The organism is Lacrimispora sp. (assembly GCF_036758025.1).
GTDB lineage: Bacteria > Bacillota > Clostridia > Lachnospirales > Lachnospiraceae > Lacrimispora.
In genome coordinates, this window is record NZ_DAIOXM010000016.1 from 23,455 (window position 1) to 37,852 (window position 14,398).

At 40.9% G+C, this 14,398-nt stretch carries 10 protein-coding genes; 6 read left to right on the forward strand and 4 right to left on the reverse strand.

Going from position 1 to position 14,398, the window contains the following annotated elements:
* Positions 1–36: 36 nt before the first annotated feature.
* Together V7M78_RS13920 and V7M78_RS13925 are read right to left on the reverse strand one after the other, a co-directional pair.
* Entirely contained in the window at positions 37–3,000 is a 2,964-nt protein-coding gene (locus V7M78_RS13920) for a DUF4183 domain-containing protein (protein WP_333650537.1), read from the reverse strand.
* A gap of 137 nt (positions 3,001–3,137) precedes the next feature.
* A complete protein-coding gene (locus V7M78_RS13925) occupies positions 3,138–3,518 on the reverse strand; it encodes a DUF4183 domain-containing protein (protein ID WP_333650539.1) in 381 nt (126 codons plus the stop codon).
* A gap of 560 nt (positions 3,519–4,078) precedes the next feature.
* Between V7M78_RS13925 and V7M78_RS13930 the strand changes: the two genes are divergently transcribed.
* Genes V7M78_RS13930 through V7M78_RS13940 form a run of 3 tightly spaced genes read left to right on the forward strand, consistent with a single transcriptional unit; the run spans position 4,079 to position 7,998 of the window.
* Entirely contained in the window at positions 4,079–5,746 is a 1,668-nt protein-coding gene (locus tag V7M78_RS13930; RefSeq protein WP_333650542.1) for a 2-oxoacid:acceptor oxidoreductase subunit alpha, read from the forward strand.
* Positions 5,747–6,592, forward strand: coding sequence for a 2-oxoacid:ferredoxin oxidoreductase subunit beta (locus tag V7M78_RS13935; RefSeq protein ID WP_333650544.1), 846 nt, complete (start codon positions 5,747–5,749; stop codon positions 6,590–6,592). It abuts the gene before it with no gap.
* 38 nt (positions 6,593–6,630) lie between these two features.
* The gene (locus tag V7M78_RS13940) at positions 6,631–7,998 is read left to right on the forward strand and encodes a PQQ-dependent sugar dehydrogenase (protein ID WP_333650546.1); all 1,368 of its coding nucleotides are present in this window, start codon (positions 6,631–6,633) and stop codon (positions 7,996–7,998) included.
* 269 nt (positions 7,999–8,267) lie between these two features.
* On the opposite strand, the gene V7M78_RS13945 is transcribed toward V7M78_RS13940, so the two are convergent.
* Both V7M78_RS13945 and V7M78_RS13950 read right to left on the reverse strand, forming a co-directional pair.
* Positions 8,268–10,130 carry a cache domain-containing sensor histidine kinase gene (locus V7M78_RS13945; protein ID WP_333650548.1) on the reverse strand — a complete coding sequence of 621 codons (1,863 nt, stop codon included), beginning with the start codon at positions 10,128–10,130 and terminating at the stop codon, positions 8,268–8,270.
* Complete coding sequence (locus tag V7M78_RS13950) at positions 10,120–10,854, reverse strand: response regulator transcription factor (protein WP_333650550.1); 735 nt, start codon at positions 10,852–10,854, stop codon at positions 10,120–10,122. The genes V7M78_RS13945 and V7M78_RS13950 overlap by 11 nt, the downstream gene beginning before the upstream one ends.
* Positions 10,855–11,101: 247 nt before the next feature.
* Between V7M78_RS13950 and V7M78_RS13955 the strand changes: the two genes are divergently transcribed.
* The 3 genes from V7M78_RS13955 (at position 11,102) to V7M78_RS13965 (ending at position 14,389) form a co-directional block, all read left to right on the forward strand.
* The gene (locus V7M78_RS13955; protein WP_442914660.1) at positions 11,102–12,031 is read left to right on the forward strand and encodes a carbohydrate ABC transporter permease; all 930 of its coding nucleotides are present in this window, start codon (positions 11,102–11,104) and stop codon (positions 12,029–12,031) included.
* Complete coding sequence (locus V7M78_RS13960; protein ID WP_333650552.1) at positions 12,031–12,870, forward strand: carbohydrate ABC transporter permease; 840 nt, start codon at positions 12,031–12,033, stop codon at positions 12,868–12,870. Before V7M78_RS13955 ends, V7M78_RS13960 begins: the two co-directional genes overlap by 1 nt.
* A gap of 145 nt (positions 12,871–13,015) precedes the next feature.
* Positions 13,016–14,389 carry an ABC transporter substrate-binding protein gene (locus V7M78_RS13965; protein WP_333650554.1) on the forward strand — a complete coding sequence of 458 codons (1,374 nt, stop codon included), beginning with the start codon at positions 13,016–13,018 and terminating at the stop codon, positions 14,387–14,389.
* Positions 14,390–14,398 lie beyond the last annotated feature (9 nt).

Consider the following 14,398-nt stretch of genomic DNA (forward strand, 5'->3'; position numbering starts at 1 on the left):
TTTAGAATATGATGGTTTTCTCATAAAACAGTTCATTTAAGAGAATAAAGAAATAAATTGTATTGTAATAGGAATTTCTTTTGCAGGCGTGCTTTCTATTCTTAATATAAGCATACCTTCTTTTACTATATAATTGATTCCGGGCTGTATTACTCCATTTACAAAAAGACTTTCATAGGAAGTTTGTTTGGGATCAAGGATTCCTTTGTCACCATACATAGTCAATTCATCCGAATTTGTATAAATTCTCTCTCCATTTGAAAGCGTGTTATATTGATATGTTTCTGCTTTCAAAAGCTGGCCTGATTCATCCTTTATAATTAAGTATTCAAGAGTAATAGGTACTCCTTCTTGAGGTGCATTTTCCGTTTTCAGGATTAAAAGCCCCGGTTCTACTGTATAGACAGGTTCTGGCTGTAATACTCCATTGATAAACAGACTGAAGAAGGACACATTATTTGGATCAGGTATGCCGTGTCTGTCATACAGAACCAGTTCGTCATCAGAGGTGAACTCCTTTTTTATTCCGTCGGACACAGTGTTATATTGATAGTTTTCTGCATTAAGAATCCGATTCCCTTTGCTGTAAAAGAATCCGGTAACTTCTGCCGTCATTACTGCGGTGCTGTAAGAATTTAAGGTTCCTATATTCCAGATAATCTGAGCGTTATTTCTGATTACTGTTCCTTGTGTAAGGCTGACAATATGAAAATTTTCAAATGTATCTAATAGCAAATGATCGTTCATAACAATATTACTGACCGGCCCATATCCGTTGTTTGTTATCTTAATTTCGGTTCTCCAGGTATAGGGGGTATTGCTGCTGACTTCTAAAGGCCCTGATACAATGTATTTTTCTATAGTCAGATTGCCGAATATATCCGCACACTGGTTATTTCCGGAAACATTGGCTGAATTTTTAAGCTTTTTTTCCCGGGCGGAAGGATCTGAATAAAATCCAAGTTCAGGAATTAATGTCTGTACAGTTTCTGCTGTTTTAATCATAATATATGCTTTGACTGAAAAATATAATTCACCGTCTCGATCCATAAAAGTTTCTAAAATCTCTGAACTGGTTTCCACTACAACATGAGAGGATAGGTCATCCTCTGATTCAGGGAAAAGCATAATAATGTTCTCTTCTATATTTGACAGACTGCCTTCAAGGACAGTATTATTTGAAGTTGTTATTTCAAAAGGCAGTTTTAAGAGGAAGCTGACTTTTTTGTAATTTGATTTCTCTTCCAGGTCGGTAATTGTCAGAGAGTTTTCAGTGATAACTCCAGGTTTAAAAGTAATACTCTTAAAATCATGGTCAGCCATATCCACACAAACATCTTTAACACAATATTTTTGTTTGTATTGAGGAAAGGCTTTGCCCACAACAGGGATTCTTTTTTTATTATGCTTGCAAACACAAACGCTGATTGATGATCCGGAAGATATCTTTGATATGATACAAGCGTCTGAATTTGGGCTTAAGGCCGTTCCTATAGCTCTGCTGAGAGAACGCAGGCCGGCAGCATGGAAAGAGCCTTCCACTTTAAAGGTGGCTGTTAATGTACTGCAAGGAAGAAGTTCTTCAATATTCCAGATGATAGAGTTATCAGAAACTGAAATATGGCCTGATGATATGGATTTCGTACATACACTATGAAGCTCATCAAGCAGGATATAATCGGTTACAATAATATTTTTTAAAACATCATTTGTGGGATTAGTGATTTTTAGAGAAAACCACCATTTTTTAACCTGGCCCAAAGGTACAGTTAATGATTCATTTAATACAAAATTTTGCAGCAATAATTCTTTTTTAACCGGTTCTGTGGCCGGGGATACTATGATTTGAAAATCCCGGGAAGTATTTGTTAATAATTTACCCGTACCTATATGACCAATTCCTGAAGCGGCATCTAAGCTTCTGATCCCATCTGTAGAAAATGAGCCGATGATGTCTGCTATAAGGATGGCATTCTCTGATTTGTCCAACATATCAATACTCCAGAGAATCTTATTGTCTTTTAAAACAGCAGTTCCATAAGATACACTGACAATTTTAATACAACTGATGTTTTCAATCAGCAAAACATCTTCTACAAAAATATCAAATATTTTATTATCACTAAGATTGGATAAGTTTATTTCAACTCTCCAGGTGTTGTTCTTCTTAACATCCACTTTTACAGGGCCGCATGTAGTGATTGTGTTAAGGTTTAAGCCTTTTCCTACATTTATTGGAGCGGTGCAAATGATATCGGTTTTCATAGGTCCCGAAGGACCGTTTCCGGCTGCAAGGCCGCTGCTGAGGCAGCGGATACCGCTGGCAGAAAAGTAACCTTCTGCCATAAAAGTCGCAGTGGCAGATTCTCCTGCATCTAACATGTCTATATTCCAGTTAATAACCCCTTCATCAATTAAAATATTACCATGAGAGGAGGACAAGCTTTTTATATTTAAAATTGAATCTAATAAGATCTGATCAGTTACAACGATATGACTGATTGGCGTATTGCCAGTATTATTTACTGTAAGCATAAATTCCCAACAGGTTATATAACCAGAGAGAAGAAAATCAGGACCGGCTTTTATAACCTTCTCCAGTTTCAGGGAAGATGGAACGGTATCCTTAATGGAAATCCCCCCATCTGTTACCGGTCCAACGGAAATATGGCCGGAAGGTAATGTTCCTTTTGCTTCAGCAAAGTTAAGGTTCGTGAATCCCTCGTCTTTAAAGGCGACGAAAAGAATAATGATAGTGGAACCTATGATAGGAACATCTTCGGTTTTAAGCAGAAGGAGATCTTTTTGAATTTCATAGTTAACCCTTGGCTGCAATACACCGTTAATAAACAAATTATAATAAGAAACACTATCTGGATTAAGTATACCTCTGTTCCCATATTCTTTTAATTCATCATTACTTGTGTAAACTTTTTTTATGCCATCAGACAAGGTGTTGTATTGATAAACATCTGCATGTAATAGTTTTTTAGAAAACATAGCAATCACTCCAAGAATAAGGATATACTATTTTATTATTTTATGTATTCCATAAAAAATAGGTTCTTTACTATAAATATAGAAATCCTTGTAAGCAAAAGGATGTGTAAATGATTACACATCCTGAAATATAATAGTTACGTTGTTACTGTAGTTGTAGAATCAGATACCGGAGCAAAGTTATTTACAATTAAGGTAATTGGTGCGCCAACAGGAACTGTGGCTGCATCAGTAATAACAACCTGCGAACCGTCGGTACTGACTGTATATAAACTGGATTGCTGTAATACGCCATTTATAAATAAAAGGTAATATCCATTATCTGTAGCTGCAGTGGTAAGATTACCTGTCATAATATCACCATTGTTATCCGTAAATTGAATAGCTGGAATAGTAATTGTACCAGCAGTTCTTTCGTCTTCCCTCAGCTCATAAAAATATTTATCAACTTCCGGATTAATAGCAGTATCGGTTGTAGTAGCAGCATCTATTACGAGTTTGAATAATTGCGTAGCCATTATTTGACCTCCTTTCTGCTTATATTTTAGGTGTCTGCAAAACTCTGAATGCTATATAAATATCAGTTTTTTTATGAATTTTACAACCACTTAATATAGTATATTAACAAAGATTTGAATTGTTTCCAATGCGGCTTTTCCGGACTGAATTTACCAACAAGGCATGAATAAAAGTGGCTTGATTTTGCTACTTCTTTCATTCATTCTTATATTATTATAAAACTCATTTTATATGATTCTTACAGAGGTTTGAAGATAGATAAAGAAGCAGAATATAGTTAAACAAAATAAAGTTTTTGTATCATGGGCTGAATATTTAACTATCTCAAAATTACCGTTGCACCTGGCAGTAAACCCCCAGTGATTCTGTGGAACAAGAGAAAAAGCACTCTGAATTGGTTCAATAATTGATCTGTTAAAATACATATTTTATAGCATTTTATTAAATAAATAAAAGATTAATAATATTGATGTGAATATTTTATACTTGGCAAGAGGAATATTGAAAACAATGTAAAAATAAGGTATAATTAGTCAAAATTCAAAAAGGAGGAAAGTCTATGTATAATATTTTGATTGGCGGTGCTGCCGGGCAGGGCATTGACACCATGGTCGCAATTCTGGAAAAGCTGCTGAAGCATTCCGGCTATTATATCTATACCACCAGGGATTTCATGTCCAGGGTGCGCGGCGGACACAATTTTTCCCTGCTTCGTTTCGGAACGGAGGAAATAACCTCACACAGCGATGTTTTGGATGGCATCGTTGCCTTAAATGAGGAAACCATTGATTTACATAAGCATAAACTGACGGCCAAAGGATTTGTATTGTGTGACAGCAGCTTTGCTTATCCTGATGGGGATTCCAGCATTATTAAGCTTCCTATGAATAAAATAGCGAAGGAACTGGGGAATGTGAAGGCTTCCGGCAGCGTGGCAGTGGGTGCGGTATTGAAGCTCTTTGGTGAGCCATTTACATATGCAGGTGAAGTCATGGCCGGTGTCATGAAGAAAGATATTCTTGAGGTTAATGTAAAGGCGGCTGAAGCAGGATACACATCTGTTGAAGCGAAATTTAAGCATCTGGATGGCGGATATAAGGATTACATGCTCATTTCAGGCAGCAAAGCACTGGGACTTGGTGCGGTGGCCGGAGGGCTTAAGTTTTATTCCGCTTATCCTATGTCTCCTTCCACTGCTGTTTTGGAATATCTGGCTTCTGTGGGACATGAGGCGGGAATTGTGGTGGAACAGGCGGAAGATGAGATCGCTGCCATCAATATGGCATTAGGCGCCTCCTATGCGGGAGCAAGAGCCATGACCGGGACCAGCGGAGGCGGCTTCTGTCTGAAGGTGGAAGCATTGGGATTTTCCGGTATTGCGGAGATTCCGCTGGTGGCCATAGATGTGCAGAGGCCCGGTCCGGCGACCGGTCTCCCTACAAGAACAGAACAAAGTGATTTAAAGTTCGTTATTTCTGCATCACAGGGGGAATTTCCCAGGTTAGTCATAGCCTTGAGAAATCATGAAGACGCTTTTTATCAGACCTTCCGGGCGCTGAACCTGGCTGAAAAATACCAGATTCCTGTTATACTGCTCAGTGACCAGTATCTTGGAGATACCACAGCCAGTGTGAAGCCCTTTGACACTTCCGGATTGGAACTGATCAGCCATGCCAGAGAAGCGGAAGGGGAGTATTTGCGTTATAGGATAACGGAAGACGGAATCTCTCCCAGGCTTATTCCGGGACTGACCAGCCATCTTGTGGCTGCTGACAGTGATGAGCATGATGAAAGAGGCTGGATAACGGAATCGGCAGAAGTGAGGAATCAGATGGTGGATAAGAGGATGAGAAAATTAAAGGGTCTTATCCAGGAGCTGTCAGAGCCGGAGTTTATAGGAGAAGAGCAGTGCGAAACTCTACTGCTGGGCTGGGGCTCTACCTATGGTCCTATCAAGGATGCCTTATCCCTGCTGAATAAAAGTGGGTATAGAAGCTATGGAGCTTTGGTGTTTGGAGACATTTATCCCCTTCCTCAGGAAAAGCTGAAAACTTATGCAAAGGGCAGGACTTTAATCAACGTAGAACAAAATGCCACAGGCCAGCTGGCTTCTCTTATAAGAGAGCAGACAGGTATAGAATGCCATAAAAGTATTTTGAAATATGACGGCAGACAGATATCCGGAGAAGAAATTGTAAAGCAGGTGTTGAAAGGAGGTTCCAAGTAGATGGATAAATTCACAGCTTATGAAACAGCCTGGTGTCCGGGATGCGGAAATTTCTCCATATTAAACAGCTTAAAAACCGCGTTGGAGGAGCTGGGCATAGAACCAAATGAAGTGCTGATGGTGGCAGGAATCGGTCAGGCAGCGAAAACACCTCAGTATTTAAGTGCCAACAGCTTCTGCGGGCTTCACGGAAGAGCCCTTCCGGCTGCAGTTGCCGCCAAAATAGCCAATGAAAAGCTCACGGTCATAGTAAATTCCGGAGACGGGGATTCTTACGGTGAAGGAGGCAACCACTTTATTCACAACATAAGAAGGAACGTCAATATTGCACATTTTGTTCATGACAATCAGATATACGGCCTGACCAAGGGGCAGGCATCACCCACCAGCGGTGAAGGACATATCACAGGAGTTCAGACCGACGGAAATAGAAATACCCCCTTAAATCCGGTGCTCCTGGCTATTGCTTCGGGGGCGGGATTTGTTGCGAGAGGTTTCAGCGGTGATTCAAAGCAGCTGGTGAGCATCATGAAGGAGGCCATCCTTTATCCGGGATATGCATTTGTGGATATCCTGCAGCCCTGTATCAGCTTCAACAAAGTCAATACCTTTGCCTATTATAAAAATATGGTGGAGCCTCTGGGAGACGATTATGACCCGGCGGATCGGCTGGAAGCTATTAAAATGTCCATAGAAATCAGTGAAAAAATCCCCACCGGCATTCTCTATCGGGAAGAAAAAACGGAGTTTCACCGAAAGAACAGGCTTTTAAAAGACGGGCAGCCCCTGATAGAACAAAAAACAAAGGAAAATGTGCTCAAGGATCTGATTCACAGCTTTATATAACTGTAATATAATGTAATAAAAGTTCCTGGATAAAGCCAATGTTCTATAACAATAATGGGAGAAGAATCAGCTCCTGCAATGAAGAAGATGGTTTTGGGGAAAGGTATTTGAATCCATCTGATATCTATATCATCAGAGGCTATCAGATAGAAGTATTTATAAAAAACCTGAATTCTCCAATTGGAATGGTTTTTAATGAAAACGGGGAAATCCTGGTGGCTGATTCCGGTTTGGCTGACGGAAATCCCCGGATATTACAACTGATTAACGGTCAGTTTGAAACCATCGCAGATGGTTTTGTTACTCCTATATCAGGGATTAACTATTTAAACGGCGTGATCTATGTATCTCACAGAGGATTTATCACAAAGATTTACAAAGATGGTACAAGGCAGAATGTCATTATGGGACTGCCCAGCAACGGTGACCACTATAACAGTCCGGTGGCATTTTCTCCGGATAATAAGATGTATTTCGGACAGGGAACGGTGACTAACAGCGGTGTCGTTGGCAATGACAACGAGTGGGTGATTGCTTCTCCGCTTCTGTGTGATTACGCAGGAGATTATATCATGATTCATGGACAAAACTTCGCAACACATAACATACTGACAGAAGGCTTGCCGGATGATACCGCGTTAACGGGAGCTTTTTCTCCCTATGGCATTCCTAATATCGAGTACGAGATCAGAAAGCGGTATATCAAGGCATCGGGAAGCATTCTCAGGGCAAACCTGGACGGCTCCAATTTAGAACAGGTCGCATGGGGATTTAGAAATCCTTCTTACTTAAAATTTGATTCCAGCGGTCAGTTATATGTGGGCAATAACGGTTATCAGGCGGTGGGCAGCAGGCCCATTGAGAATGCTACCGATGATTTTTATTATATTACACCTAATTTGTGGTATGGCTGGCCGGATTATTCCGGAGGTGAACCTGTAAATTCACCGCGTTTTACGCCCATCGGAGGCATACAGCCTTCTCTTATCTTTAAAAATCAGCCCAATGTTCCACCAAGACCTTTTGTCACATTTCCGCCCAATTCTTCGATAAGAGGATTTGATTTTAATTATAATCCCCAATTCGGTCCTTATGGAGATGTGTACATCGCTGAATACGGCAGCACCATACACTCCCAGGTCGGCGATACCATATCTTATGCCAATGCAGGACACAGAATATCCAAAATCGATATGAAATCCAGAACTATCAGTACGTTTGCCATCAATCGGACGGGTTTTCCCTCCTCTTTGTCAACGGGAGGAGGTCTTGAGAGAGTGGCCCACCTGTTATTCGGCCCTGACAGAGCAATGTATATCGTAGATACGGGACTGAATATTCAGGGGAATCCGGATCAGTTTATTCCTAATACAGGGGTCATCTGGAGAGTGACCAGGACGGAGTAGAGCACAAAATAGTAATTTCGTAAAAGTAAGGAATGTGGAGACAGTGGGGCTTTTATCTTATGTAAAATAAGGATTTAAGAGATGTTTTAAAGTGATAATGGTGAATGGGGCTGTTGCAAAATGAATGTTTCATACAAGATATTGGCGTTGAATAAGCAGCCAGGAACCGTATCTTGTTGAACTTTTGCATTTTGTAACAGCAACTTCGCATTTTAGAGCAACGCCGCCTTATTTATACTACCAATACCATTCATTCACATATGAAACCGTTATATGGAATCTGTAAAAGGCTGGCTGTCCTCTTTTGGGGGAACCGGAATAGAGAACCAGATTACTGTAAAATCTTTGTATCGGCTGTTAATATGCAGACCAGAATCAGGTCCGTAGGATAAAACAAGTCTGGAATTTGTATTCATCAGCCCAATATTCTCATTGGATACAGGGTTGACTTGATTTAAGTCCTGTCTGATCGCTGCAAGCTTATGGGCAGAAATTCCACTTCCTGTATCATAGATACTGAAATAAATCCGGTTCCTTTTCCTATGCACCGAGATACGGATCACACCTCTCCCTTTTTTTTCTTTAAAGCCATGATAAATTGAGTTCTCCACAAGGGGCTGCAGCAGCATTTTCTTGACCGGGTAGATGGAACAGTCATGGTCGACCTGAAATTTTGCATCAAATTTATTTATATAGCGAACCTTCATGATCTCAAGATATTTTTTTAAATAATCAATTTCATTCTGAATCTTTACATTTTCCTGAGGATCACTGAGTGAATAACGCATAATTGCGGAAAGATGCGATATCATATGGCTGCATTGGTTTTCTGAGCCGGTCAGTTTCACCGATTCCCAGTAAATACTGTTTAACGTATTATGAAGAAAATGAGGATTGATCTGGTGCTGAAGCGCCTGCATTTTGGATAGCTGAAGCTTGGCAGTTTTTTCCGAGTCCTGCATTTTTAGATAGTCATGTTCAATGAAAAGTCTGATTACATTCAGCAGAATATACTCAAAGGGACTGGAACTTCTTTTGGAAGGGGGCTGTATGTTTTTTAGGGCAGTATCCGGCATGCTGAAAGTACTGATAATTCTGCGAAGATATTTGTAATCATGCCGGGTTTTAAAGAAAGCGATCATACAGGCCATCCCAATGGCTGCCAATGTAATGAAAATGTACATGCTGGTCAGATTTATGGTGGTTTCATAGATTTTATCCTTAGGAGTCAGTAATAAATAGGAGAATCCATAGGAACGGGGGGAGTGCAGATAGGTTGCGGAATAGGAGGAATAATCCTGGCTTGCTACTGCAGCAGCACTCTGTTGGTAATCAGAGGCTATCTTCTCTGAAAGAGACAGGAGCGTTTCTTCTGAAAATTCACTGGTGGAAGGCCAGACAATACGGTTGTCAGAGTCAATTAAGAAAATTTGCTGGTCTTCGTACTCCAGTAACTTCTGCAGCTTATTTTTCAGCCGGTCTGCATTGAAACTGAAGATAATCAAGCCGTTCTGTACATCAGTGGTTCTGTGGTATAGTTTTCTGTAAATGACCAGGCTGGGAGCAGGGTATTCGGTATACAGCAGCGGATCATCAGAGAATTCCATCCACACGTCTTCTGCTCCGGCATGGTGATAGGAAACTAGAATTTCCTTCTCCTCATTAGGAGGAAAAGAAATTAGTTTTGCGCTTAAGGGAATAAAAATACGGCTGTAATCATTTTTATAGTAAATGTAAATATTCTGCAGATAATCATCCGTGTAAATCAGATTCTGAAAGTTCAGAGAAATGTTTTCAACAGATTTTATGGAATTTAAGGAGAGCGACTTTTCTACAAACGCATTTTTTAGCTGTAAGTTTACCCTGGGATTGGAGGCAAAAAAAAGATATGCGTTATCTACGTGTGTATAAAATGTTTCCAGTATATCGTCTGTTTGATTTAGAATACGGGAAGCCCGCTTTTCGGCTTCTTGTGTGCTTTCCTTTGCTGTTCGGAAAATGCTGTATAAACCAATGAGCAAAAGCGGTATTAAAATCAGCAGGCTGTTGATCAACAGGCTGCGGATGAAAAAACGGACGGTTGTGGAATGATGCTTTTTATTTAGACTATCAAAAAGTGAATTATTTTTCATGATTTCTGTATTCAGTGGGAGTGATGCCCCAATATGCCTTAAAGGCTCTTGCGAAGTTATTTGGATTTACATATCCGATCATATTGCTGATGTTGTATATCTTTGTATCAGGGTCTTTGAGCAGAAGAGCGGCCTGCTTCATCCTGGCTTCATTGAGTATATCTGAAAAGGTCTTGGATGTTTTCATCTTAATCAACTGACTGAGATAGGAGGGATTTAAATACAGGGATTCTGCAAGAGAGGCCAGAGAGCCTTCCCTGTAATTTTGGATACAATAGGCCAGAGTCTTTTTTATAATCTCATCGGAGCAATGGCTGGGATTATGGTCAGGAGCGATATTGTATTTTAAATCCAACTCTTTTTTTATTGTTCCGAAGATTTCCTTCAGCTCTGAAAAATTGGTAGGCTTTAGTACATAGTAACGAACACCGTACCGGATTGCATTCTGAGCGTATTTAAAGTTATCATAGGCACTTAAGAAGACCACTGTTGGTCTGAATCCTGTCAGTTCTGAAACCATCTTTGCCAGTTCGATCCCGTCCATATCAGGCATGCTGATATCAGTCAGAATCACATGCACTGTTTGCTCTTTTAAAAATTCTATAGCTTCCCGACCGTTGTCTTTCTGACCACATACATGAAACCCTTGTTCATTCCATGGAAAACAGGACGCAAGCATATTGCGGGAATTTGCTTCATCATCAACAATCAGAAGTTCATACATTTCCTTTCCTCCCCACTATATTACATTGATATGAAAAAATTATAGCATGCGGCAATATGATAGTCAAAGGTGATAGCTGCCAAAGGACATTTCCCCAAAATAAAGATAGCTGGGTAAAATAAAGATAGATTGAAATGATAGAGAGATATAATGGGTACAAGGGCGCACAGCCGCAGCACCATGATAAAATACGGATAATGAGCTGTGTTCCAATGGAACCGGCAAATGAGTGAAGGAGGAATTATCTATGTCACCGTTAAAATCCAATGCTGCGGGAATGCCGTCTGTGAGAAAGTATCCGAAAAACTGGAGATGGGGCTTGCTTTTTATTCTGCCATGGCTGCTGGGATTCTGTGTGCTCCAGGCTTATCCGCTGGTAATGTCGCTGTACTACTCTTTTACAGATTTTTCGATTCTGTCGGAAGGGAAGTGGGTTGGTCCGGAGAATTATATCAAGTTGTTTACAAAGGATAAGTATTTCGTAAAATCATTTCTATTGACCTTTAAGTACGCTCTCATGTCAGTGCCTATGAAGTTAATCATGGCTTTGATTGTGGCGATGATCCTGAACATGCGTTTAAAGGGAATCAACCTGTTTCGTACTATATACTATCTGCCCTCCATTATGGGAGGCAGCGTGGCTATCTCTATTTTATGGAGATTTATGTTTATGAAGGAAGGTATGCTGAACAAATTTTTAGGGGTTTTACGTATTCCGGCAGTGAACTGGCTTGGAGATCCGGATATTGCACTGGTAACCATCAGCCTCTTGGTCATCTGGCAGTTTGGCTCTTCCATGGTTCTGTTTCTGGCGGGTCTTAAAAACGTGCCGACAGAGTTATACGAAGCGGCAGAGGTTGATGGGGCTACTAAGTGGGTCCAGTTCTGGCGTATTACTTTTCCCATGCTGACACCGGTTGTCTTCTTTAACCTGATTATGCAGATCATTCATGCCCTGCAGGAGTTTACTTCTGCCTTCATTATTACCAACGGCGGGCCTAACCATGGAACCTACCTGATGGGAGTTAAGATTTATGAAGACGCATTCAAAAACTTGAAAATGGGATATGCATCTGCTTCCTCATGGGTGATGTTTGTGGCCATTCTTCTGATCACGCTTCTTGTATTCCGCTCATCGAGTGCCTGGGTATTCTATAATGATGGAGGGATGGATTAATGAGAATGAAAAAGAACAACTTTATGGCGTATGTTATTTTAATTGTTGTAGGAACCGTTATGATCTATCCTTTGTTTTGGCTGTTCTTTGCCACATTTAAGGACAATAAGGAACTGTTCGGAAAGATGAGTCTGCTTCCGGAGCTTTTTTCTTTCAGTGCATACAAGGAAGGGTGGAAAGGGAGCGGGCAGTTTACCTACCTGACATTTTACTTAAATACCTTTAAGCTGGTCATTCCTACTGTGGTATTTACAGCCCTGTCCACAGGAATTGTTGCATACGGATTTGCCAGATTCCAATTTCCATTTAAGAAGATACTGTTTATGCTGATGATTTCTACTCTGATGCTGCCGGATGCGGTTATTATGATTCCAAGATATGTTGCATTCAACAAATTCGGCTGGGTTGATACCTACCTGCCGTTCTGGGTTCCGGCAATCCTGGCCTGCTATCCTTTCCTGATTTTCATGCAGATTCAGTTTTTGAGAGGAATCCCCAGAGAGTTGGACGAGTCGGCCTATATGGATGGCTGCAATCCCTTTATGGTATATGTAAGGGTACTGGCTCCGCTTTTAAAACCCTCTGTTTTTTCCGTTGTAATTTTCCAGACTCTTTGGAGGTGGAATGATTATTTCAATAATCTGGTGTATATCAGCAGTGTGAAGAATTATACCCTGTCCCTGGCCTTAAAAATGTCCATTGACAGCCAGGGAGCCTCTACGCCATGGAACCAAGTGCTTGCAATGTCCTTTGTATCCTTAATTCCGCCGATTTTGCTCTACTTCTTTGCACAGAAGTATTTTGTAGAGGGAATCACTGCCGGGGGTATAAAGGGATAAAAAAATGATAGATGAACAATATGAAGATAGATTTTAAAGATATGCATCTGTAATCTGAACAGGGGTTTGAAATATCTGATTTATGGTAGAATGGAAATATCAAAATTAAGGGGAAACCTGATAAAGGAGAAGGAGGAAAGATTTTATGAAAAAGAAACTCAAAAAAAGCGCAGCCCTGCTTATGGCAGCTTCCATGGCGGCAGTATCCCTGATGGGCTGCGGTTCAGGTGCTAAAAGTACGGAAACCACCGCAGCAGTTCAGAGCGGCACGGGGGCGGAGAGTACAGAGACCGGAAAGCAGACAGCCGGGGGAGAACCTGTAACCCTGCGTTTTTCCTGGTGGGGAAGTGACAGCAGGCATAAAGCCCTGTTGGCTGTGATTGAAGCCTATGAAAAAAAGAATCCCAATGTAAAAGTGGAAGCAGAGTATCAGGGATATGACGGATACTATGAGAAGATCATGACAACCCTTTCCAGCAATACTGCACCGGATATTATCCAGCTGAGCAAAGAATGGCTGCCTGATATCCAGGGAGCCAAGCATTATCTGGCAGATTTATCCGCATTGCCGGTGGACTTAAGCACCTTAAAGGATCGTCTGCTGGAAATCGCAGGTACTTATAACGGTGAACCCAATGTGTTCCCATGTACTGTTGGAGGCTCTGTTACTTATATTAATACTGATTTTGCAAAGCAGTATGAAATTGATTTAAGCAAGACCTATACCTGGGATGAGATTAAGGAACTGGGGAAATCCATTCATGAGCAGGATGGCGATGCATATCTGATGACAGCAGATGCGGATATGCTGAACCGGTTATTTGTCCAGCCTTACCTGGTACAGAAGACGGGAAAGCCTCTGATTAATGAGGAAACCTATGCCATGAATTTTTCAGAAGAGGATGCGGCAGAGGCATTTCAGAATATTGTGGATCTGTATGAAACCAATACCCTGGAGCCATTTGGAGAAGCAGCAACTTTTGCAGGACAGGCAGATCAGAATAACAAGTGGATTAATGGAAAGATCGGCATGATCGTAGACTATACAGGAAGTGCACCTAAATATATTGCTTCTATTGACAGCCCCTTAGATGTCATTCCCATGCCCGTTACCAATGATGCGAAAAGCAGCGGCGTTGCATACAGCGGAGACAGGGGATTCGCAATCAATGATAATTCTGAACATAAGGATGAGGCTGCGAAATTCCTGGATTTCCTGATGAATGATCCGGCGTCCATTGCAATCTGCAAAACCGATGTGGGATACTGCCCCACTAAGCAGTCTGATGACATTCTGATTGCAGCCGGCGTTGTAAGTGAAATTCAGAAAAAGGGTGTCGAAATTTCTGAGCCTAATTCTTATACTAACAATATGATCAGCGGAAATACCGAGCTTGAGGTAGTACGGAAAGACCTGATCCAGGAGGTTGTTTACGGAGATATTACTCCAGAGGAAGCAGCAAAAGAGTTGGCAGAGCAGTATCAGACAATTCTGGATGAACTGAAAGGAAATAAATAATAGAAATAG